Annotated in this window: 22 protein-coding genes and 1 other annotated feature; of the genes, 6 read left to right on the forward strand and 16 right to left on the reverse strand. The window is 34.5% G+C overall.

The window, feature by feature from the left end:
• Positions 1–18 precede the first annotated feature (18 nt).
• The 8 genes from QTL86_RS08045 to rpsA form a co-directional block, all read right to left on the reverse strand.
• Positions 19–1299: a maltose ABC transporter substrate-binding protein gene (locus QTL86_RS08045; protein ID WP_013656946.1), complete on the reverse strand. Its 1281-nt coding sequence runs from the start codon at positions 1297–1299 to the stop codon at positions 19–21.
• Positions 1300–1322: 23 nt separating this feature from the next.
• Entirely contained in the window at positions 1323–2147 is an 825-nt protein-coding gene (locus tag QTL86_RS08050; protein WP_410496938.1) for a sugar ABC transporter permease, read from the reverse strand.
• 1 nt (position 2148) lies between these two features.
• Positions 2149–3492: a carbohydrate ABC transporter permease gene (locus QTL86_RS08055; RefSeq protein ID WP_410496939.1), complete on the reverse strand. Its 1344-nt coding sequence runs from the start codon at positions 3490–3492 to the stop codon at positions 2149–2151.
• A gap of 306 nt (positions 3493–3798) precedes the next feature.
• Entirely contained in the window at positions 3799–4710 is a 912-nt protein-coding gene (locus tag QTL86_RS08060; protein WP_410496940.1) for a LacI family DNA-binding transcriptional regulator, read from the reverse strand.
• Between the two features lie 55 nt (positions 4711–4765).
• Entirely contained in the window at positions 4766–7408 is a 2643-nt protein-coding gene (locus QTL86_RS08065) for a valine--tRNA ligase (RefSeq protein WP_410496941.1), read from the reverse strand.
• A gap of 64 nt (positions 7409–7472) precedes the next feature.
• Positions 7473–7679 carry a hypothetical protein gene (locus tag QTL86_RS08070; protein WP_013656941.1) on the reverse strand — a complete coding sequence of 69 codons (207 nt, stop codon included), beginning with the start codon at positions 7677–7679 and terminating at the stop codon, positions 7473–7475.
• A 64-nt stretch (positions 7680–7743) separates the two neighbouring features.
• Positions 7744–7991: a binding site (T-box leader), on the reverse strand.
• Positions 7992–8010: 19 nt separating this feature from the next.
• On the reverse strand, positions 8011–9150 hold the full coding sequence (locus QTL86_RS08075) for a hypothetical protein (RefSeq protein WP_127066448.1): 1140 nt from the start codon (positions 9148–9150) through the stop codon (positions 8011–8013).
• 84 nt (positions 9151–9234) lie between these two features.
• The gene (rpsA, locus tag QTL86_RS08080) at positions 9235–10383 is read right to left on the reverse strand and encodes a 30S ribosomal protein S1 (protein ID WP_410496942.1); all 1149 of its coding nucleotides are present in this window, start codon (positions 10381–10383) and stop codon (positions 9235–9237) included.
• 332 nt (positions 10384–10715) lie between these two features.
• Here rpsA and QTL86_RS08085 point away from each other — a divergent pair, with 332 nt between their 5' ends.
• Complete coding sequence (locus QTL86_RS08085; protein WP_410496943.1) at positions 10716–10892, forward strand: hypothetical protein; 177 nt, start codon at positions 10716–10718, stop codon at positions 10890–10892.
• Complete coding sequence (locus tag QTL86_RS08090; protein ID WP_410497301.1) at positions 10892–11194, forward strand: hypothetical protein; 303 nt, start codon at positions 10892–10894, stop codon at positions 11192–11194. Before QTL86_RS08085 ends, QTL86_RS08090 begins: the two co-directional genes overlap by 1 nt.
• A gap of 107 nt (positions 11195–11301) precedes the next feature.
• Here the strand turns inward: QTL86_RS08090 and QTL86_RS08095 are convergent, their stop codons facing one another.
• Both QTL86_RS08095 and QTL86_RS08100 read right to left on the reverse strand, forming a co-directional pair.
• Positions 11302–13206 carry an ABC-F family ATP-binding cassette domain-containing protein gene (locus QTL86_RS08095; RefSeq protein WP_410496944.1) on the reverse strand — a complete coding sequence of 635 codons (1905 nt, stop codon included), beginning with the start codon at positions 13204–13206 and terminating at the stop codon, positions 11302–11304.
• An 18-nt stretch (positions 13207–13224) separates the two neighbouring features.
• Positions 13225–13839 (reverse strand): hypothetical protein, encoded by a 615-nt coding sequence (locus QTL86_RS08100; RefSeq protein ID WP_013656937.1) that lies wholly within the window; start codon positions 13837–13839, stop codon positions 13225–13227.
• Between the two features lie 472 nt (positions 13840–14311).
• On the opposite strand from QTL86_RS08100, the gene QTL86_RS08105 reads away from it, so the two are divergent.
• Positions 14312–15457: a glycoside hydrolase family 5 protein gene (locus QTL86_RS08105; RefSeq protein ID WP_127066442.1), complete on the forward strand. Its 1146-nt coding sequence runs from the start codon at positions 14312–14314 to the stop codon at positions 15455–15457.
• A gap of 136 nt (positions 15458–15593) precedes the next feature.
• On the opposite strand, the gene QTL86_RS08110 is transcribed toward QTL86_RS08105, so the two are convergent.
• Entirely contained in the window at positions 15594–17189 is a 1596-nt protein-coding gene (locus QTL86_RS08110) for an ABC-F family ATP-binding cassette domain-containing protein (RefSeq protein ID WP_127066441.1), read from the reverse strand.
• A gap of 206 nt (positions 17190–17395) precedes the next feature.
• On the opposite strand from QTL86_RS08110, the gene QTL86_RS08115 reads away from it, so the two are divergent.
• The 3 genes from QTL86_RS08115 to QTL86_RS08125 all read left to right on the forward strand — a co-directional run bounded on the left by QTL86_RS08115 (position 17396) and on the right by QTL86_RS08125 (position 20219).
• Positions 17396–18013 carry a DedA family protein gene (locus QTL86_RS08115; protein WP_127066440.1) on the forward strand — a complete coding sequence of 206 codons (618 nt, stop codon included), beginning with the start codon at positions 17396–17398 and terminating at the stop codon, positions 18011–18013.
• A gap of 113 nt (positions 18014–18126) precedes the next feature.
• Positions 18127–18987 (forward strand): patatin family protein, encoded by an 861-nt coding sequence (locus QTL86_RS08120; RefSeq protein WP_013656933.1) that lies wholly within the window; start codon positions 18127–18129, stop codon positions 18985–18987.
• 134 nt (positions 18988–19121) lie between these two features.
• Positions 19122–20219, forward strand: coding sequence for a DUF3810 domain-containing protein (locus tag QTL86_RS08125; protein ID WP_190283312.1), 1098 nt, complete (start codon positions 19122–19124; stop codon positions 20217–20219).
• Here the strand turns inward: QTL86_RS08125 and ybaK are convergent.
• The 5 genes from ybaK to QTL86_RS08150 form a co-directional block, all read right to left on the reverse strand.
• On the reverse strand, positions 20209–20688 hold the full coding sequence (gene ybaK / locus QTL86_RS08130) for a Cys-tRNA(Pro) deacylase (protein WP_127066438.1): 480 nt from the start codon (positions 20686–20688) through the stop codon (positions 20209–20211). The two genes, QTL86_RS08125 and ybaK, sit on opposite strands and share 11 nt — an antisense overlap.
• Before the next feature lie 105 nt (positions 20689–20793).
• Positions 20794–21054 (reverse strand): YkgJ family cysteine cluster protein, encoded by a 261-nt coding sequence (locus tag QTL86_RS08135; protein WP_013656930.1) that lies wholly within the window; start codon positions 21052–21054, stop codon positions 20794–20796.
• A 77-nt stretch (positions 21055–21131) separates the two neighbouring features.
• Positions 21132–22142, reverse strand: a complete 1011-nt coding sequence (locus QTL86_RS08140) for an ABC transporter substrate-binding protein (RefSeq protein ID WP_013656929.1) — start codon at positions 22140–22142, stop codon at positions 21132–21134.
• 63 nt (positions 22143–22205) lie between these two features.
• On the reverse strand, positions 22206–23012 hold the full coding sequence (locus QTL86_RS08145; protein ID WP_127066437.1) for an ABC transporter permease: 807 nt from the start codon (positions 23010–23012) through the stop codon (positions 22206–22208).
• A complete protein-coding gene (locus QTL86_RS08150; RefSeq protein ID WP_013656927.1) occupies positions 23005–23751 on the reverse strand; it encodes an ABC transporter ATP-binding protein in 747 nt (248 codons plus the stop codon). Before QTL86_RS08150 ends, QTL86_RS08145 begins: the two co-directional genes overlap by 8 nt.
• Positions 23752–23841 lie beyond the last annotated feature (90 nt).

A 23841-nucleotide genomic window follows, 5' to 3' on the forward strand; every position in this document is an offset into this window, starting at 1 on the left:
TTAGTCTCCTTTATACTGTTATTCAGCTTGAGAAGCAAGTATAGCCTCCCAAGTTTCTATCGTCTTTTTCTGTGCTTCATCAGGCGTAAGTTCTCCATCATATAAAGAAATCAGTGACTTCTCTGTAGCTGTCCAAAAAGCTTTAATATCCTTTACATTAGGCATAGGAAAGGAATTTTCAAATTGCTGTGTAAAAGGTTTCACCAAAGGGTCTTCTCCTAGGCCTCTTACATTGGATACATCCTTTAAGGTTGTAATTTTATTAGCTTTTTCATAAAGTAATGAAGCCCCTTCATCTGACACAAGAAATTCAGCTAGTAATTGGGCTGCTATAGGATACTCTGTCCAAGCTGATACATGAGCTGTTTTCACCCCTGCAAAAGGTGTTAAACTTCTTCCTTCATAAGTAGGTAGCGTCGTTACGCCAAAATGAACCCCACTATCTCTAAAGGTTTTGATATCCCATGGTCCTGTAATCTCATAAGCTACCTTCCCTTCCATGAATAAATTTCTCACAAACTCTGCATTCCTTAAATCTGTAGCACTAACAGGCATAATTTCACGAAGGCTATAAATAAGTTCAAGTCCCTTTTTAAAAGCCTCTGTTTCAAAGCCAGGATGTGCATTATCATCACCATTCTCTCCAAACGCATGATAACCAAAAGCACTTAATAAAGGATAGGCTTTATAGGTATCAGGGGTAGAATAAAGGAAATAAAACTTATTGTTTACCACATCATTATAAGTCTTAGACTCTTCTAATATTTCCTCTAGTGTGATAGCTGGTGTTTCACCTACAAGATCTTTGTTATAAAATAAGCAACTGGTTTCAATGGATACTGGTACCCCATATAGTTTGTTATCTACCGTTACCGTTTTAATACCAACATCATTCATCTTTGCTTTAATACGTTCAGCTATTTGTGGATTAATCTCTAAAAACAAACCTGCTGCCATGCCTGTTGGCATATTATCATGTGAACTCATAAATACATCTGCTCCTGTCTGAGTCGGTCCAGTTAAAATCATTTTGTCAATTTCACCCATACCTACTTTTTCTACTGTGACTGGCACACTATATTGAGCTTCAAAAGCAGTAGCAATGGCTTTGCCATACTCCTCATCTACGGTCCAAAATACAAGCTTTGCCCCTTGTTCTGGTACCAATTCCCCCTTTTCATTGACTTCATTACTTTTCACCTCAGTTTCATCCTCTATAGGCAAAGCCTTATGGCAACCCATAGCTCCTAAACTTATTAATAAACTTAATGTAATAATGGCATGTTTTTTAAATTTCATTTATTAATCCCCCTTTGATTTCACTATTCTTTACTTGCTCCTGATGCAATACCTTGTACTAGAAACTTCTGAAATACTAAGAATAAAAGCGTACATGGAACAGCAATAACCACTGAACCTGCTGCAAAAGTTGTAAAATAAGAGTTTTCATTGCCTGTAATCATACTATAAAGGCCAACAGCTACCGTTCTTGTTTTGTCTCCTGTTAACAAAAGATTGGGTAAAATATAATCCATCCATGGGAACATAAATTGTGAAACCATACAGTACACAATGATTGGCTTTGACATAGGTACAATGATTTTAAAAAATGTGGTAAGTTTTGTACTACCATCAATATAAGCAGCTTCATCTAGTGACATAGAAATACCATCTAAGTAACCTTTAACAAGCCAAACATTATATGGAATGGCACCTATCGAATACAGAAGTACTAAAGCTAGTGGTTTTCCTACCAACCCCAAGTTAACAAACAGCGAATAAATAGCTGTCATAGATAAAAAGCTAGGAAACATGGATAAGATAAGTAAAGTGATAAGACCTTGCTTTTTCCCTTTAAATTGAAATCGTGATAATACCCAAGCAGTTATTAAGATGAGAAAAACTGAAATGATTGCATTTAAAGTAGCAATTTGAAATGTATTACTAAACCAAGTGGTAAAATTCGTTTCTTGAAAAAGTCGTCTATAGTTTTCGAAAGTCAATTGTTTTGGAATGAAGGTAGAAGTTGCTAAACTTGTTCCTTTATTAAAAGAAGATAAAACAATCCACGAAACGGGTACAATCACAATGATCGACATGATCATTAATTCTAGATTAACCAAAATGGTCTTAATTCTAGTCTTCATGCTATTCCACCTCCTTAAAAGCTTGTGTTCTTCTAAAGTTATAAAAAGATACCGTTCCTATGACTACAAAAATGATAATACACATAACAGCTGCCATATTATACATTTGATCACTTAAGGTAAGCTTATAGATCCAAGAAATAAGAATATCTGTATGACCTGCTAAATGATAATTCGGATTAGCTGGATTTCCTTCCGTCAAGAAATAAATAATACCAAAGCAGTTAAAATTATTAGCCAGATTCATAATAATGAGTGGTGCCGTTGCCCTAAAAATAAGTGGCAATGTGATATACTTAAAAGACTGAAAAGATGTAGCTCCATCAATGTGGGCTGCTTCATAAAAAGCCTGATCCACATTCCCTAATACCCCCTGAATCATTACCATAAACATCGGAAAACCAAGCCATAAATTAACAACGATAATCGTAACCTTAGCAATAATCGGATCTGATAAAAAGGGAATTCTCTCATTCACCAAGCCTATATCAATAAGTAATTGACCTAAAGGACCAAACTGACCATTAAGTAAGTTTCTAAATACTAATAGTGTAATCATTTGAGGAATAGCCCAAGGTAAAATAAGAATGCCTCTAAATAGCGATTTGCATTTGGCATAGGAGCTACTTAGCAAAATAGCTTGAAATAAGCCTAAAAAGTAAGTTGTAAAGGTGGCACTTATAGCCCAAATAATGGTCCAGCCTAAAACTGAAAAGAATGTTGTTGACCACACTGGTACTTGAAATAGCTTGGTAAAGTTAGAAAATCCTACCCAATCAATTAAATGAGCTGGGGGTAAGTGATTCTTATTATAGTTTGTAAAGGCCGTTAATATAGAAAAGATAATTGGCATCACAACAATGAACATAATAGCTACTACAATAGGCCCTAAAATCACATAAGGAAAGAACTTGGTACAAGTCAGTTTCAAATACTCTTTGGAAGATACATAAACTCCCTTTTCATCTATCATCTTTCCAGTTTTATAGCTGTCTTTTAGGTTCCATATATAAATAGCCATAAATAGTCCTAAAAGCAATAAGACGATAATGCCATTAATTAAAAGTATTGTTGAATGATCTCCTGTTCTAACCCCTAACTTCTCTCCCAAGGTAATAAAACCCCAAATACCTTTTGTAAAATAACCACCATGAATTCTTATACTAAATTGCTTAATTTGACCACCTAGATATTCCAACCAATAACCACTTTGTAGCTCTATTCCTATAAATAGCATTTGAACAATGAAGAACAATAGTCCCTTTATGTATTGCTTTCCTATGAAAAATTGTCCACTTCCCCATAAGAAAGCAGATAACCCTACTGCCTTTGTACTTTTCTTCATTTCACATCCTCCCATCACCTAATACTCAATAACTTAATCGTTTAAGTTGATTTTAATTTATCACGATATTTTTCTATAGTCAATATAATTTTCACAATTTTATTTTTATTTAAACCATTTTTTTGTTGCATTTTACTAGTATTTTTACTTAATCATTTTTTGTTAAGTCGTTTTCTTACCTTTCCTCGCTTCTATTTACATACTTTTTACACTATCATTTGTTTTTATTAAGTTAAATAAGTAGCTGAAGAAAATAAAAATACGTAAAAAAAGAAGTTGCATTTCTGCAACCTCTTTTTAGTCCTATTAATCTGGTAACATTAAAATTCTCGTTTCTGCTGCTTCATCATATTCCAAAGTTAAAAGCTGCTTTAGAATGCGAACACCCATTTCAGCTTTTCTTTTATTACTTACTTCTATATACCTTGTATATGGTAATAAAGTTTCTCTGGCCGCTCCTGAAGCAATCACTACTATTTGGCTAGAATCTATATAACGCTCTACTTGTACCCCTAGATTTTCACCTATTACAATACCTTTTTTCCCTATATGCCGTTCTAAAAAAGCTTTCATATCAGCATGTCTTTTATGAATGAAAATATCTTCTTGCTTAAAATCACTCATTAAAGTATTTCTTACTTTGCCATTAATCACATCTTCCATTATTAAATAAGGATAGGGTTCACCTAGCATTCGTTTAGCTTGGTTTAACAGAAAAGTATAGTCCGGTAATACTTTATAAAACAGCTGTAATTCAACATCACAATCCATAAAAATAATAGGAACATAATATTGACTTGTAATTTTTTTAAAATGTTTTTCATCTACATCAATAATAAATGCAGCTTCTAAAGAACGCTTAGAGATAATATCTATATTTTCAAGATCATGTGTCATAGAAATCACTGTATCATATCCTATTTGATGTAGCTCACCTTGAAGGTGAGCTGCTAAATCATAATAATATTGCTTTTTAGTCATGGGGTCATCAGGTTTTAAATGAATCATAATCCCTACTAAATTACTTTTCCTATTTACTAAGGATCTAGCAGATAAATTAGGGACATAACCCATTCTTTTAGCAGTTTCTAATACCTTGAGTCTCATATCATGACTAATTTTTTCTTTTTCTGAATGGTTTATGACATAAGAAACCGTAGCTAAAGAAATATTTAATTCTTTAGCTATGTCTTTCATTGTGACTTTCCCCTTAGCCATTAGACATCCCCCCATGACTTATATGATTTCTTCTTATCTTATCTCGTTTCACTACTTATTTGCTTAAATGTGCAATACGTTCAACCACAGCTTCAAGCATTGTTTCGTATTTTTCCTTTTTAGCTTTTTCTTCTTCTAAAAGTTTGGCTGGTGCTTTTGCTACGAAGCCTTCATTTGCTAATTTTTTATTAACACGCTCTACTTCACCTTCAAGTTTTGCTTTTTCTTTAGCAAGACGATCCAGTTCTTTTTCGATATCTACTAGATCAGCAAATGGAATATAAACCGTTGCATTTGGAATCACTACAGATACAGCATCACTATCAATACCTGCATTATCTTTTTGAATCACAACTTCTGAAGCATAACCTAGTACTGCAAAGAATACCTTACCATTTTCAAAGGTGCTAATTACTTTTTCATCTTCTGATACAACAAATACTTTTGCTTTTCTTGATGGTGGTACATTCATTTCACTACGTAAGTTACGAATGTTACGTACAGCTTCTTTGATTAAGTTAATTTCTTCTTCTTCAGCTTTAAAGTTCCACTCTTCTATAAAAGCAGGCCATGTTGAAATCATGATAGAGTCTTCTTGATCTTGTAGACCAAGGAAAATTTCTTCTGTAATAAATGGCATATAGGGATGAAGCATTTTTAAAATCTGGGTCATGACTGTCTTAAGAGTCCAAAGTGCTGCAGGTCTTGTAACGTCTTCTTTGTTATAAAGACGTGGTTTTACCATTTCAATATACCAGTCGCAGAACTCTTCCCATGCAAAGTCATATAATTTTTGAACAGCTACACCAAGGTCATATTTATCCATATTATCGGTTACTTCCTTAGCTAAAGTATTCACTTTTGAAAGAATCCATTTATCAGCAGGAATTAAGTCTTTTAAGTCTACTGTTAAATTAATATCCTCTCCTTCATAGTTCATCATAATGAAACGTGCTGCATTCCATAATTTATTACCAAAGTTACGGTTAGCTTCTACTCTTTCATAGTAGAAACGCATATCATTACCAGGTGCATTACCTGTTACAAGTGTGAGTCTTAAAGCATCTGCACCGTATTTTTCAATCACTTCAAGTGGGTCTACCCCATTACCAAGTGATTTACTCATCTTACGCCCATCAGCTGCACGTACAAGCCCGTGGAATAAAACATCTTTAAATGGAATTTCTCCCATTTGTTCAATACCTGAGAATACCATACGGATAACCCAGAAGAAAATAATATCATAACCTGTTACAAGGACACTTGTAGGATAGAAATGTTTAAGCTCTTCTGTATTTTCTGGCCAACCTAAAGTTGAGAATGGCCATAGCGCTGAGCTAAACCATGTATCAAGGGTATCTTCATCTTGAACAAAGTTTGAACCACTACATTTAGAGCATGTATGAGGTTTTTCTCTAGCAATAATAATTTCACCACAATCTTGACAGTAGTAAGCAGGGATTCTGTGTCCCCACCATAATTGACGAGAAATACACCAATCTCTGATATTTTCAAGCCAGTTGTAATAGGTTTTTTCCATACGTTTTGGTACAAGATTGAGTTCACCGCTTTTAACAGCTTCAATAGCAGGTTTAGCCATTTCTTCCATTTTTACAAACCATTGTGCCTTGATCATTGGTTCAATAACACATTTACAACGGTCATGTGTTCCTACATTATGCGTATGAGGTTCTACTTTTACAAGGAAACCTGCTGCTTCTAAATCAGCTACTAAAGCTTTTCTTGCTTCATAACGATCCATACCTGCATATTTACCACAAAGGTCATTCATACTGCCGTCATCATTCATGACACAGATTTCTGGTAAGTCATGACGTTTACCTACTTCGAAGTCATTAGGGTCATGTGCTGGTGTAATTTTAACAACACCTGTTCCAAATTCTTTATCAACATAAGAATCTGCTACGACTGGAATCTCACGATCCACAAGTGGAATACGAACCATTTTACCTACTAAGTGAGCATAACGTTCATCTTCTGGGTTAACAGCAATGGCAGTATCTCCAAGCATAGTTTCAGGTCTTGTTGTTGCTAATTGTACAAATTCATCACTACCTACTACAGGATAACGAAGATGCCAGAAATGACCTTCTTTTTCCTCATGTTCTACTTCTGCATCTGAAATAGAAGTCCCACAAACTGGACACCAGTTAATAATGCGTGAGCCTCTGTAAATATAACCTTTTTCATAAAGTCTAATGAAAACCTCTTGTACAGCTTCTGAGCAGCCTTCATCCATGGTAAAGCGTTCTCTATCCCAATCACAAGAAGAACCTAATTTTTTAAGCTGTTCTACAATACGGCCGCCATATTGCTCTTTCCACTCCCATACTTTTTCTAAGAAACCTTCACGGCCTAAATCTTCTTTTGTAAGCCCTTCAGCTGCAATTTTTTCTACCACTTTAACTTCTGTTGCAATACTCGCATGGTCTGTTCCTGGTACCCAAAGGGCATTAAAACCTTGCATACGTTTGTAACGTGTTAAAATATCTTGAAGGGTATTATCAAGAGCATGACCCATGTGAAGTTGCCCTGTGATATTGGGTGGTGGCATCACAATTGTAAAAGGTTTTTTATCTTTTTCTACTTCAGCATGAAAATAACCTTTTTCCATCCATTGATGATAAAGGCGCTCTTCAACGCTACTTGGATCATATACTTTTTCTAACTGCTTCATATTGTTCCTCCTTGTGAATGATCTACTTTGTAATTATTTAGATATATAAGTTTGTAAACATTATTCATGATGCGCCTAGCAAAAGAAAAACAAAGCCGACGCCAACAACAACTAATCCTGCCATCCTTACTGCAATGACGGCACCCGATGTTAATAAATGCATTTCTGCTTCATCCTTAGGATCCATCTTTGTTTTGCCACGTACAATACGTCTAGCAAAAAAACAAATCATGAGTCCAATGCACAAAAGCACAAAACCTATCATCTGCATCGTCTCACCCCTTTATTTTAGGCATTTTTTAAGGTAATAACGTCAAAAAGAGCTTCTTCATCCCAATAAGGACGAAGAAGCTCGCGGTACCACCTTAATTCTTTGCAATGTAAATAAATAAATAAATAAATAAATAAATTACTTTGCAAAACACTTGTTAGCTTTAACGGGCATACCCGCCATTTCCTACTATTTTCAGAAATGGTGCTCCAAAGCTACCTTCTAGTGTTCTTTTCGTAAGAAGACTTTCAGCTTATAATCTTCTCTCTCTATACGCAGTAGCACTATACTCCTCTTTTTCATTGCATCAAATGTTTAATTACTTAACATTTTATGCACCTTTCTCGGTTTTGTCAAGCATCATACTTTCATTATAAGCTTCAATAGCTACTGCTACCTTCTCTTTTAAATGTTCTTCTTGACCCAACGCATAGATCTCTTTCCATAGCTCTTCTTCATAAGCTCTTAACCCATGAATTTGTTCAATCGCTTTCTCTCGTTCTTCTTTTACCTGTTTCATCTCATTAAGCTTTTTAGGCGTTAAAACCCAGTCTGATAGATTATTAATATAATCTATCTTAATTCCCTTGCCACTTAAAATAGCTAACATATCTTCTTCAATCTCATTAAGCGTTTCATTCATCTGCAAATAAATACGTTCATTATTTTTGTTTTTTAAGTAACGGTTATAATAAAGCTCTAGCTTAGCAACGCTGTCTACACCTAACTTATGATATTGAAATTCTAGATACTGTACTTGATTAAACAATCTAATTTTAGCTTTGTTAAGATATTTAACAGCTTTTTGTTGTAAGACTACGTTCCTACTGAGTTCTTTGTCAATGTTTTCTTTCAAAATAACAACACCTATAAATAAAGCTACTACTACAAATCCTATAGTTGTTAGAACTATCCATATCTGTTCTCTTAATGTCTGCAAGACTGCAAAGGAAACAAATAAGCAAATGACAATAGCTGCTATCATGATGCCACTAAACCCTTTCAGAAAACGATATCCTAGTAAAAGAGATTCTCTTTCTTCATAAAGCTCTTCTTTTTCTTCTTCTAAGTAAAAAATATGATTTTCTGTTTCTCTACGTCGTTTTTCTGCTATTTGCATTTCCTTAATGAGGTCAGGTATCTCTTCTTCATACTGACCTACTCTTGCTAAAGCTGAATTATTACTAATGAGTCTGCCTCTTAGATTCATCTTTTTTTCTTCTATGGTCTTAGCACGCCCTGCTAAAATATCTAACTTATGTATATCTTCTTTGTCTAACACTTCATATTGACTAGCTAAAGTTTCTTTACCCTCTAGCTCCTCAAGATAGTGCTGAGTACGACTCATTTTCATCTGAAGTTCATAAAGTTCCTCAAATAAACCCTCCATTGAATGTTCATCTAATTCCGTCCCTTTGCGAAACTTATTTTTTGCAAATAAGGTTGTCCATATTTTCTTTATTTTACTCACGCCTCGTTCCCCTTTGCCCTATCAAATCTTTTTTCTATATTATCACACTTCACTCATAAAAAAAAGAACCCCAAAGGGTTCTTCTTAAAGCTCACTACCAAGTACATCACCAAGTGTTACTTTTTCATCACCTGATGTCATATATTCGCTGATTTCTTCATCCATTTTAGCTGCTTCTAACTCTTTAAGAGAAAGACCAATTTTTTTAGCTTCTTTATCGATTGTAACGATTTTAGCTTGTACTTCTTGACCCATTTCTAAAGCTTCTTCTGGTTTGTTAATACGTTTTTCACTAATTTGAGAAATGTGAATTAAACCTTCTAAACCATCTGCAATAGCAGCAAAAGCACCAAAGCTTGCAAAACGTGTCACTTTGGCTGGCACAACATCACCTACTTCAAAGTTGCTTACTGCAAGTAACCATGGATCTGTTGTCATATCTTTTAAGCTTAATGCAATTTTACCTGTACTTTGATCTACAGAAGAAATAATCACATCTACTTTATCGCCTTCTTTTACCACATCTGAAGGGTGTTTAATACGTACCCATGAAAGATCTGTATTATGCACAAGACCTTCAACACCACCAAGATCTACAAAAGCACCATATGGCATTAATTTTGTTACTGTTCCTGATACTTTTTCACCTTCTACAAGAGCAGCAAGTTTTTGTGCTTTTTCTGCTTGTGCTTTTTCTGTTGCAATACGTTTACCTGATAAAACAAGTTTTTTAGATTTAGGAACAAACTCAATAATTTCAACTTCTATATCTTTACCAACGAAAGCCGCAAGGTCGGCTACATAAGTATTCGTTAATTGGGAACCTGGAATAAATCCACGAAGTCCCGTAATAGGTGCTACAACCCCACCTTTAACAACTTCTTTTACATGTACTGTAAAAGTTGCTTTCTTTTCAAATAATTCTTGAATTTCCTCTATAGCTGTTTCAGCTTCTGCTCTTCTTTTAGATACAAGAACATTGCCTTCACCATCATCTACTTTCATAACATAAACATCAAAAGTATCGTCTTCTTTGATGCTTGTACGATCTATTTCATCATAAGCTACTTCTTGCCAAGGAATAAGGCCATCTGCATGATACCCAATATTCACAATAACACCTTGTTCACCAACAAGTGCTACTTTAGCTGGTAAGATTTGACCTCTATATATACGTGTCATTGATTTATCTACTTCTGCCATTAAGTCCGCCATGGTTAGATTTTCTTCCATTTTCTAATCCTCCTTCGTTTTTTACCTATACCTTTTCTATTATACACATTTCTTCATTAAAAATATAGTGTATTTATAAGTTTATTTGATAATTTATTAAGCTTGAAACCAAATCAAACCCTCTAGAGTTAAATGTAAAATGAAATCTTTCCTTATTATATTATGCTTATAATCAATTATTCTGACTAAATTATATATTTAGAAATAAGATCTTCAAATTATAAATCTGTAAAATAATAGCTATAATAAAACAACATCATTACAGATATCAAGATAACTACTTACTAGAGTTATTTATCAGAAATTAAGACTAATCAGACAGAAGGATTGATATGAATAACAGAGAACATTTTAGTTCAAAATTAGGAATTATTGCAGCAGTTACAGGCTCAGCAATCGGTTTAGGTAACATATGGAAATTTTCATATATGGTTGGGAAGCATGGTGGGGATACCTTTATTGTTGTATACCTATTAGCTATTATATTAATGGGATTTCCATTATTTTAATAGGTTATTCCATGACTTTACCTAGGCTTAAGGAGTCATTTGCATTTTTATTCAAACCAGACTTTAGTAAAATAGCACCTTCTATTATCATTAGTGCTATAGGGCAAGCTTTCTTCTCTTTAAGCTTAGGTATGGGAGTGCTTATTACATATATTAAATTCGGTGGCAGAACACTTTTTATTGCTTTAGATTATCTTACTAACAATATCAACATTCCTCTAGTAGCTGTACTTGCAGCTATTGTGGCAACTTGGATTTGTAAAACAAAATCCCTTAATAAAGAATTAGAATGTGGGAAATAACCTTTTCTCATACAAAAAGAGTAGACTTGTCATTAGTCTACTCTTTTTGTATGAGAAAACAACACTTTTTTTACAACTCTTATACACTAAAGGTTGTACATAAAATACTAAGATTCCTTTGCAATACGTTCTGCTAACTCGTTTAAATATTCCCAACGTTCCATTTGATACATTAATTTTTCTTCTTTAGCTTGTTTCTCATTAGTAAGTTCTTGCAGGCGTCCATAATGAGAAGCATTCATACTCATTTCTTCTTCTATTTGCTGAATTTCTTTTTCTAAAGTCTCGATTACTTCATCAATCTTTTCATACTCTAATTTTTCTTTATAAGTAAATTTAAGTTTAGTTGTTGACGCTGAACTTTTTTTGTTAGTTACGGGCTTTACTTTTTTAATTTCTTCTTTTATGGCTTCTTGTTGCAATTGGCGTTCTTTATAATCTGAATAATTACCTGGTATATAAACAATATTGCCATCTCCTTCGTAAGCAAAGATTTTCTCTGCAACACGATCTAAGAAATAACGATCATGAGAAATAGCAATAACAGGCCCATTAAAATCATCTATATACTCCTCCAAAATCTGAAGGGTATGAATATCCAAGTCATTAGTAGGCTCATCTAAAAAAAGAACATTAATATCTTCCATTAAAACACCTAACAAATAAAGTCTTCTTCTTTCTCCACCTGAAAGTTTCTCAATAGGCGTATATTGAAGGATAGGAGGGAATAAAAATCGTTCTAACATTTTACTTGCTGAAATCAAACTGCCATCTGCTGTTTTAACATATTCGCCGCGTTCTTTAATGTAATCAATGACACGAAGCTTGGTATCCATCTCCTTATTTTCCTGTGTATAATAGCCAATCTTAACGGTTTCACCAATTTCAATCTTTCCGCTATCTGGTAAGACGCGCTCTGTAATGAGGTTAAGTAAAGTAGATTTTCCCATTCCATTATTTCCAATAATCCCAATGCGGTCATCTCTTACGACAGTATAAGTAAAATTCTTGATCACTTGTTGATCTCCAAAACGCTTGCTTATATTGTCAAGACTAATAATTTTCTTTCCTAATCTGCTTGTGCCTAAGCTCATTTCTAGATTCTGTTTGTAGTTTCCCTCTAAACTTCCTTCTAAGTCATAAAAACGTTCTTTTCTCGCTTTTTGTTTCGTACGCCTTGCTTCTACCCCTTTTCTCATCCACTCTAATTCTTTCTTATATAAGGAGAAGTTTTTCTCGCGCATACGCTCTTCAATACTTTCACGCTCTGCTTTTTGTTCTAGATAAGCTTCATAGTTTCCTTCATATTTATATAGCTTTCCTTGGTCTAATTCCACAATACGGTTAGTAATACGCTCCAAGAAATAACGGTCATGCGTAACCATTACAACTCCACAACGTTTATTTTTAAGAAGTTCTTCTAAATAATCAATCGTATCATTATCTAAATGGTTAGTTGGCTCATCTAAAATAAGTAAATTGCAAGGTCTAATTAAGGCTCCTGCTAAAGCAATTTTTTTGCGTTGCCCCCCTGATAACTCACTCACCTTTTGATTGAAATTCTGAATTCCTAATTTAGTTAATACTGCCTTTGCTTCACTTTCTAATTGCCAAGCACCTTCTGCATCCATCTTTTCGCTTAGCTTTAGTAACTTAAGCTGCAAGACTTCATCTTCTGGTTCCTTCTCTAACTGAGCCATTGCCTTTTCATAATCTCGTAGTACCATCATAAAAGAAGAATTTCCTTTAAAAACTTGTTCTATAACAGTTGATTCTTCATCAAATTCTGGATTTTGAGGAAGATATTCAATCACTAATTCATTAGAGGTAATTACTTCTCCACCATCAGGCGTTTCTAAACCTGCCATAATCTTTAATAAACTACTTTTTCCTGTCCCATTGATTCCAATCATGCCTATTTTTTCTGTATCATCAATACCTAATGAGAGATCATTAAAAATGACCTTCTCCCCATAAGTTTTCTTAATATTATTTAAGGATAATAAAATCATAAACCTTCCTCTTCCTTATTACTTATTCTTGTCTCCATTGATTTGAAGTAGCTGATCAATACAAGACCTTCTTCTAGCTTTCATAACTAACCCAATATAAACGGCAAATGCACCTGAACCCAAGGTCCCACAAATAATGTCTTCCATTGTGTCTTGCAAACTTCCTAGTTGTGCATTAGTTCCTAAAAAAACATCTCCTGAAAATTCAATAATTTCCCAAATACCTGCAGCTGCTATGCCTACTGCTACTACAAAAGTTACAATGACGCCTATCTTATTTTGCTTAAACAAAGTTTGACTCCTATCTAGGCTCACTAATATAATAAGTGCCACATAACCAATAAAAATACCAGAGGTAGCGTGCAAAAGCACATCCCAACAAGGAATATAGCCATAAAAGCCCAAATAAGAACCTAGCCATTGGGCAGCAAAAATAAATAAGGTGTAAAACAACCTTGCACCTATAGGGATATTAACCTTTGTCCACTTTGTATAAAGCTCAGGTACGAAAGTTAACAATAAACTTCCTAATAATAACACAAGCCGGTCAAATCTCAAAATACAAATAAGATAAACACTATTAATCAGAAAAATTAAACGGCATAAATAGATAATGCCTTTGCTCCATTTCATATATGACTCCTTTATGCTATATATTCTTAGTTTATTGTATGCTAAAAAAGTACCCATTAAACTTCTTCTTGCAAAGTTAAGTTTATATGTCATTTTATTATATCATACTCTTTTGTATAAAACATGAAAAATAGGTATATACTATAATTGCATTGATAAGATGCAACTGGCACCTATATAAATGCCCTGTCATACTTCCACCATTTTTAAGAAGTTTTATCACCTATCAATCTATATCATACTATTCCCCGATAGTTAGAAGATTGAGCATATCTTACCCCATCAAAAGCGACCTTTATTTAAGCGTCGCTTTTTTGTTGAATAAAAATAGCTTTACCTATTAGTTTACTTTTTTGTACAAATTGGTAAATTATTGTTCTACTTTGACTCCCCAATTAATTGCATGGACTCTTTATATTTCTTCTTTTATAATAAGGACTAATCACTTGCGAATTAAGAAAGAAGGGAAAACATGCAGTTTCAAAAACTTAAATATATAGTACCTCTTTGTTTACTCACTTTATCAGTAGGTTGTCAGTCAACTTCTTCTACACCCACTATTCACGAGACACCTATAGTTTCTACAACTCAAGCGACATCTACACCATCTCCAACACCTACTCCTACGCCAACACCTACTCCTGCTCCCCCTCTGACATTAAAGGCCACTGCCATTTTAGAAGCTCCTAGCTTCCAAGAAGGAACACCTGTTTTCACACATGGTGCACTGGAGGTTAATGGCATTCATATTATAGATAAGAACAGTGAAGTTTTCCAATTGCGCGGTGTTAGTACCCATGGTATTCAATGGTATAGCCAGTATACAACTGAAGAAACCTTTAAGACACTTCGTGATGATTGGCAAATTAATGCCATTCGTTTAGCACTTTATGCTGATACCGAATCTCGATATCCAGAAAATCAAGAAGCTTATACTACTATCTTAGAAAACGCTATTACAGCTGCCACTAACTTAGGTCTTTATGTCATAGTTGATTGGCATATATTAGCAGATGGTGATCCTCTTTTACATCAAGAAGATGCCAGTACCTTCTTTGATTATTTTGCGACCAAATATCAAAATTATCCTAATCTAATTTTCGAACTCTGTAATGAACCAAATGGTGGCAAAGTCAGTTGGGATGAGTCTATCAAACCTTATGCAGATACACTCTTAAAGGTCATTCGTAAAAATTCTCCTAACACTTTAGTGATTGTAGGTACACCTAAATGGTGCCAAAGTCCTCTATCAGTAGTCAGAAATCGTATTGATGATCCTCAGGTTGTTTATGCCTTTCATTTCTATGCAAACTCCCATAAGGATCCTCTAAGAGAAACTTTAGAAAATGCTATTGTTAAATATGAACTACCTCTATTTGTTAGCGAATTTGGTACTTGTGATGCTTCAGGTACAGGTGACATCAATATAGAACAATCCAATACCTGGTTAGACTTATTAGATCAATATCAAATCAGCTGGATGAATTGGAGCTTATGTGATAAAGATGAGTCTTCTGCACTTTTAGTGCCTAATGCTTCATCTGCTAATTGGTCTGATGAAGCATTAACAGAAAATGGACATTTCATTAAGGCAAGACTACAATCCTATACCAAATAGTTAGTCTCTGTCCTTTATATACTCACTCCTATACATGATAAAAAGGTGTTAGCCTATGGCTAACACCTTTTTATTATCCTAGATTAAGCTAAGATTTTATCTCGTACTTAATCTATGTTTCCTATCCCTTTATGCTTTACTTATTACTTTTTTTGAAAGCCAAGAACTCATCATAAGTTCCAAGACGATCAATTGTACCTGTTTCTGTAATTTCAATCACGCGGTTCGCAATTGTTTGAATGAATTGATGGTCATGTGAAGTGAAAAGCACATTGCCTTTGAATTCAATTAAACCATCATTTACCGCTGTAATAGACTCAAGGTCTAAGTGGTTAGTAGGTTGATCAAGCATAATAACATTAGCCCCAGATAGCATCATACGAGAAAGCATACAACGTACTTTTTCTCCCCCTGATAATACTTTTGCAGCTTTAAGTGAATCTTCTCCTGCAAAAAGCATACGACCAAGGAAACCACGAAGATAACTTTCTGTTTGATCTTCTGAATATTGACGTAACCAATCAATAAGGTTAAGGTCACAGCCTTCAAAGAACTCTGTATTATCTTTAGGGAAGTAAGATTGTGAAGTTGTTACACCCCATTTAAATGTTCCTGCATCCGGCTCAATTTCTCCAGCTAAAATCTTAAATAAAGTTGTTTGTGCAATTTCGTTTTCTCCGATAAATACGATTTTATCATCTTTATTAACGCGGAAACTTACATTATCAAGTACTTTTACGCCATCTACTGTTTTTGTAAGACCTTCTACTGTTAAGATTTCATTCCCAACTTCACGATCTGGTGTAAATCTAACGAATGGATATTTTCTTGAAGAAGCAGGCATTTCATCGAAAGTTAACTTATCAAGTAATTTACGACGAGAAGTTGCTTGTTTCGCTTTTGATTTATTGGCTGAGAAACGTGTAATGAAGTTTTGAAGTTCTTTAATTTGATCTTCTTTCTTCTTATTTTGTGCTTTCATTAATTGTTGCATCATTTGACTTGATTCATACCAGAAGTCATAGTTACCTACGTACATTCTAATCTTACCAAAGTCAATATCTACTGTATGTGTACAAACTGTATTTAAGAAGTGACGGTCATGGGATACAACAATAACAGTTCCAGGGAAATCTAATAAGAAGTCTTCAAGCCACTCTACTGAATCAATATCTAAGTGATTAGTAGGCTCATCTAGAAGCAAGATTCCTGGCTGACCAAATAAAGCTTGCGCAAGAAGAACTTTTACTTTCTCTCCACCTTGAAGATCTTTCATTAAAGCATAGTGTAAATCTGTTCCGATGCCTAACCCTTGAAGTAATTGAGCAGCTTCTGAATCTGCTTCCCAACCATTGAGTTCAGCAAATTCACCTTCTAGTTCTGCTGCTCTTTCACCATCAGCATCTGAGAAATCTTCTTTCGCATATAATGCATCTTTTTCTTGCATGATTTCATAAAGTCTTGCATTACCACGGATAACTGTTTCTAATACTTGACATTCGTCATATTGATAATGATCTTGTTTAAGAACAGACATACGAATGTTCTTAGGAATAGAAACTTCACCTGTCGTACTGTCTAATTCACCTGATAAGATTTTTAAGAAAGTTGATTTTCCAGCACCATTTGCCCCAATAACGCCATAGCAATTTTCAGGTGTAAATTTAAGGTTAACATCTTTAAACAGTGTTTTTCCTGCAAATTGCAGGCTCATGTTGTTTACTGTAATCATTTAATCTATCATCCTTTATATGTGTATTTCACACCTAATTGATAAACTAGGTATGAGCTTTTAATTTTAAACTTATTTTTTACTAACATTTTGTATTATAACATACAAGCTAGTGAGTTGCCATATAAAAATATGGAATATAACTCAGCATGATTTTACCATTGTCCACATATGATAGTATAAATAGAAAATAAAGGAGTTTAATCATGACATTTATCACACAATTTGTTGATTGGCTAATGACTTTCGTTGGCGAATTAGGTTATATCGGTATTTTTATTGTAGTTGGTCTAGAATATGCTTGTTTCCCTATTCCCAGTGAAGTGGTGCTTCCTTTTGTAGGTATGAGCATTCCACAGACTAATCTCAGCTTCTTTCCTGCTTTTCTTATAAGTATACTCGCTGGCTTAGTTGGTTCTTATATTTGCTATTTCATTGGTTATTATGGCGGACAACCTCTTTTAAATAAATTCTCTAGCTCTTCTAAAGGCATCCATAAAGCAATGAATACTTTTAATAGCTGGTTTGGTCGTTATGGCCGTCTAGCTGTTTTCTTTTCTAGAGTTATTCCTCTTACAAGAACATATATTTCTCTTTTTGCTGGTGTTAATGCTATGCCACTTTTAGAATTCTCTCTTTATTCTATTACAGGTATTGCCATCTGGAACCTTATTTTAATGAGTTTAGGCTTTTATCTAGGCAATAATTGGGAAGCTATTGAAGGCATTTTAAATACCTATAGTAATATTGTTTTAGCTCTATTAGCCATAGTCATCATCCTCTTTGCCTTAAAAAAATGGTCTGATGCTAAGAAAATTAGCTGATTTTATTTATAAGCCATGTGTAAAATTGCCTTTATAAGTAAATAATATTATAATAATTTAGAACTTATATATTATTATTCTTATTTTATATTCATTTACAAAGGAGGTCAGATATGACAAATAGTTCACTCGGTCTTATTGTAGAAGGAGGAGGGATGCGTGGTGCCTATGCCGCTGGTATTTTGGAAGCCTTTCTAGATCATGACCTATACTTCCCTTATGCTATTGGTGTCTCTGCTGGGGCCAACACCTTATGCAGTTATTTATCTAGGCAAAAAGGAAGAAACGAGCGTCTTTATACCAAATGGATTACTGATAAACGTTTTATCGGTTGGAAAAATTTCTTTAGGGAAGGTGGTTACTTTGGCATGAATTTTTTATTTGACGACTTGCCTAAGCACCTTGATCCTTTTGATTTTGAAACCTTTAAGCAAACGGATACTATTTTTAAGGTAGGGGTTACCCATTGTGAATCTGGTAACCCTCATTATTTTGAACCTACTAAAGCCAATAACCTTGACGACACAGACCGTATGCTACGTGCTTCTAGTAGCCTTCCCTTTATTTCAAAAGTGGTGGAAATAGAAGGTGAACATTATCTAGACGGCGGGCTTTGCAACTCGATTCCTATTGATAAATCCATAGCAGATGGTAATCAAAAAAATGTCATTGTTTTAACACGTAATGCAGGTTATCGTAAGCACTATTCTAAAAATATGCATCGCTTAGCAAAGGCCTATGGAAAAAAGTATCCCGAAGTCGTTCGTTGTATTGCCACTCGCTATCAACATTATAATCAAACTTTAGAAAGCATTAATCAATTGGAAAAAGAAGGTTCTGTTTTTATTTTAAGACCCGAACTTCCTTTAGAAGTTGATCGCTTTGAAAAGGATGTAGATAAATTAAAAGTTCTTTTTGAACAAGGCTATGAGCAAGCTATTACTGCAATACCTCATTTAAAAAATTGGCTTTAAAATTTTAAAGCAAGAAAAAGATGAACTAATGTCCACTTTTTCTTGCTTTTTTTAGCGATTAATAGCACCCTATTCTAACATCTATATGATATAATATGAAGTATTCAGATATGCTTTTACAACTAGGAGGCTTTATGAAAAAACGATCCATTATCTTTATATTCATTCTTTTTATGATAGGCTTAACTTATATTGTAGGTCTCTCCTCCCCTACCTTGATTGAAACCTATTATTCGCTAGGCTTCAACAAATGGTTTTTACAGTTTTTAAGTCATTGTACTGGCTTTATACCTCTTTCTCTTTTTGAAATTGGCATTTATAGTTTACTGCTTTGTCTAGCTTATCGTTTATTGGTCTGGTTATACATAGCATTTAAAAGAACTACGCCTTTTAAGAGGCATCTTACAAAAGGTCTCTTACATATCTTTTATTTTGGATTAACACTCATTTTCCTTTTCTATTGGGAATGGGGCTTTAATTATAATCGTGTGCCCTTACGCGATACACTTAGTTTAACCCGAACGACTTTTACAACCGAAGAACTTGGACGTTTATATGAGACCCTCATAGAAAAGGCCAATACACTTAGACCTTTTGTTAACGAAGATGAAAATGGTTATATGACGATTCCTGGTGGCTATAAAAGTGTTTTTGCCAGAGCAGATTTAGGTTATCTAGAACTTGCTAAGCTTTACCCCATTTTTTATGGAAGCTATGGTAAACCCAAACCTATTTTAGCCTCTACTTATATGAACTACACTGGCATTACAGGGATTTATTCACCGTTTACAGGTGAAGCCAATGTTAATGTTGCTATCTTACCACAAGCACTACCTTATACAACACTTCATGAAATGGCCCATCAAAGAGGCTTTGCTAGCGAGGATGAATGTAATTTTATCGCTTTTCTAGCTTGCTCAGTTCATCCTGATGTGGATTTTGAATACTCTGGGTATCTTCTTGCATTAGCTTATACTAATAACGCCTTATCTAGCGCTAATCCAGAACTTTTAAAACAGCTAAATACAAAGCTTTCAGATAAAGTTAAAGCAGATATTCACTATAACAATACCTTTTGGAAGCACTATAGCGGCCCTATTGAAAAGGCTTCAAGTAAAGTCAATGACACTTATTTAAAAGCTAATGGCATCAGTGATGGTGAACGTAGCTACGGCCGCATGGTTGACTTATTACTAAGCTACTATCATGATACCCTAGACGTTACGCCTTAATGACATCTTCAAAACTACCTTTAATGTAATCACATAAAGCTTGGGGTGCAAGCGTAACTTGTACCCCTATTTTTCCGCCGCTTACGGTTATTTCTTCTCTATTTTCAGCTGATTGATGAATAAAAGTTTTAAACAGCTTCTTCATACCAATAGGAGAACAACCTCCTCGAATATAACCTGTCGTTTTTTGCAAATCCTTAACATGAAGCATTTCTATACTTTTTTCTCCTGCTATTTTACTTGCCTTTTTTAAATCTAATTCTTCATCTACTGGAACCACAAATACATAGTTATTCTTTGAATGTCCTACTGCTACTAAAGTTTTATAAACCTGCTCTGCTGGTTTATGTATTTTAGCTGCTACTGCTTGTCCATCAATTTTCCCATCTGCCACCTCATAGGTTGTTACCTCATAAGGAATTTTTGCTTGTTCTAAAAGACGCATAACATTTGTTTTTGGATTTCCCATCTTATTACCTCTTTCCTATTTCAATAAAAAGCTATCATAGATGACTTTTAGCCTTCTTATGATAGCTTTTCTTGTAATTCTTTCGTTTGGCTAAAACTGTTATTTCTATTTTCCAGGTGCTGTAGCTGTTTCTAATGTTTCTAAGTAAGCTAAAGCTGCTTCCTTAGACTGGCCACACATCTCTTTGCTCGGCATTAATGCGCCACAGACTTTAGGCCTTCTAGGATCCTCAAAAATTTTACAACGGTTGTTTTCATCTAGTTGAATGCACCTTTCATTGGCCTTTTTCCCCTGAGGCATACCTGGAATAGGTGAACTAATCGAAGGCGCAATACAACATGCACCACAAAAATCTCTACATTTCATTATCTTACCTGATGACCTTCTTTTTATTAGCTATTATAACAAAGTTTTCATCATGTGCAAATAGCAAGTCTACTTCTTTATTTAACAGCTTCCTCAGCAAAGGTTGTATTGACTAACTCCTGATAAGCTGGGCGCTGATTGAGCTCTCCAGCAAGCTCCATAACGTCCATTAATCTATTTAAGCTTTCTTCTTTAAGAATAGGATCTGTGCACCAGGTATCATTATCTTTATAACGCTGCACTACTTTTACTAATTGTTCTTTTTTCATTTCTTTAAACTGTGGTGCAATTAAATCTGCTATTTCTTCTGCTGTATGTGTTTCCACATATTGCTGGCCTTTGTAAATAGCATTAGTAAATTTTTGAATCATATCAGGATTTTTAGCCATATAACTACTTAAAGCTGAATAAGCTGTATAAGGTATTTCTCCTGATAATTGTCCCATAGAAGCTAGAATATAACCTTGACCTTGTTCTTCTAGCTGAGTAGCTGTTGGCTCAAATAAAGTTACGAAATCACCTTCGCCACCAACAAAAGCCCCACCCATGGCTGCAAATTGAATGTCCGTCCTCACCTGAGTATTTCCTTCAGCTAAGTTTTCTCCTAAGGTTAAGCCTTGATTTTTTAGTACATATTCTAACGTCATTTCTGGCATTCCGCCTTTTCTACCGCCAATAATCTGTTTGCCTTTAAGCATGTCAAAATTAAAACTGTCAATCTCAGTACGTCCTACCAGAAAGGTACCATCACGTTTTGTCACTTGCGCAAAATTAATAGCATAGTCTTTACTCCCTTGATTATAAACATAAATAGAAGCTTCTGGTCCCATGAAACCCACCTGTGCTTCATTTGAAAGAAGCGCTGCCATAGTCTTATCGGCTCCTTGTGTTAAAATGAGCTGAACATCTATACCTTCATCTTTAAAATAACCTGCCTCTATAGCCACATACTGTGGCGCATAAAAAATAGAATGCGTTACTTCTGCAATAGTCACCTTCTTTAGGCCTTGCTCGTTGCACCCCGTCATGCCAAAGGTTAGTAATATAAATGATAAGGTTACAATTAAAATAGATTTAATCTTTCTCATACCAATCACCTCATAAAATGGTAATTTTTTACTTTAAGCTACTATAACATACGCATTAGCTTTTTATTTGGTGACTCTTTTCTTAATAATAAGCTTTTCGACAAAACCTACAATACTGTACATCACAAAGGCACATACTGCTAATACAACAACGCCCATCATAACTAAGTCTAGCCTAAATACCTGACCTCCATAAACAATCAAATAACCTAAGCCATAACGAGATACTAAAAATTCTCCGACAATCACCCCCACCCAAGATAAGCCAATATTAATTTTAATAATATTAACGATATTGGCTAGGTTAGCTGGCAAAATAAGCTTCGTTAAAATTTGTACTTTTGTAGCTCCAAAACTGGTTAACATTTTTATCTTTTCTTCATCCATATGAATGAAATAATTATAGGCTGACAAAATAGTCGTCACTATAGAAATCGTTACTGCTGTTAATACAATACCACCAATACCTGCTCCAGCCCATACAATTAAGATGGGGGCTAAAGCTGTTTTAGGTAAAGCATTGAGTACTACAAGTACAGGGTCTAATATTTTAGCAACAGTTTCTGACCACCACAGACCAATGGCTATGATAATGCCTAAAGCAGTGCCTATTGAAAAACCTAAAATCGTTTCCCAAACTGAAATAGCTACATGTTTAAAAAGACTTCCATCTCCTATATAAACTAAAAAAAGTTGATAGACTTCACTAGGGCTACTAAATAAAAAAGTATTTAACCATCCTAATCTAGCAGCTACTTCCCACAACCCAATAAAACCAACTAGCAATATGAGCTGCCATCTTAAGATACGTCTTTTCTTTCGTCTCTTTTCATTTAAATAATGTAAATACCCATCGCTTTTATCATTCATTGGTTTCCAGCTCCTTCCACAGTATATCAAAATAATCTTTAAATTCAGGTGCTTTTCTACTTGAAAGAGGGGTTCTATCTCCTGCAACTGTTAAATGAATTTCATAGGTATGCTTTACATACGCAGGTCTTTTAGAAAGCACACTGATTTCATCTGCCATTGAAATGGCCTCTGAGATGTCATGAGTAACAAGTATGGCTTCCTTATGCTCTTTTTTGATAATGCCATAAATATCATCACTTACTAATAATCTTGTTTGATAGTCTAATGCTGAAAATGGCTCATCTAATAGTAAAATATCTGGATTAGTCGCCAAGGTACGAATAAGAGCTGCCCTTTGCCTCATACCACCTGATAATTCCTTTGGAAAACGATTTTTAAATTCGCCTAGTCCATAATTTTCTAATAAGACCTCTACCCTATGCCGATTTTCCTCACTTAATTTCTTTTGAATCTCTAGACCAATGGTTACATTATCCATAATGGTACGCCATTCTAATAAATGGTCATGCTGAAACATGTACCCTATCTTCCCATTAATCATAACTTTTCCACTGCTCGGCTTTATTAAATCAGTTAGTATATTGAGTACTGTTGACTTCCCGCTCCCTGATGGGCCAAGAAGTGCCAATATCTTCCCAGGTTTTAAATTTAAGCTAAGATCTTTCAGCACTATAATTTCACCTTCGTCTGTATAAAAGCTTTTATCTATATGCTGTAATTCTATACGATTATTCATTTTCTTCAGCTCCATTTCCCTTTTATCGCCATATTTAGTGCTCAATGTCATCTTATTACCATAATATTATTTGCTTGCTATGATAGTGCT

Source organism: Cellulosilyticum sp. ST5, from assembly GCF_046529625.1.
Classification (GTDB): Bacteria; Bacillota; Clostridia; order Lachnospirales; family Cellulosilyticaceae; genus Cellulosilyticum; species Cellulosilyticum lentocellum.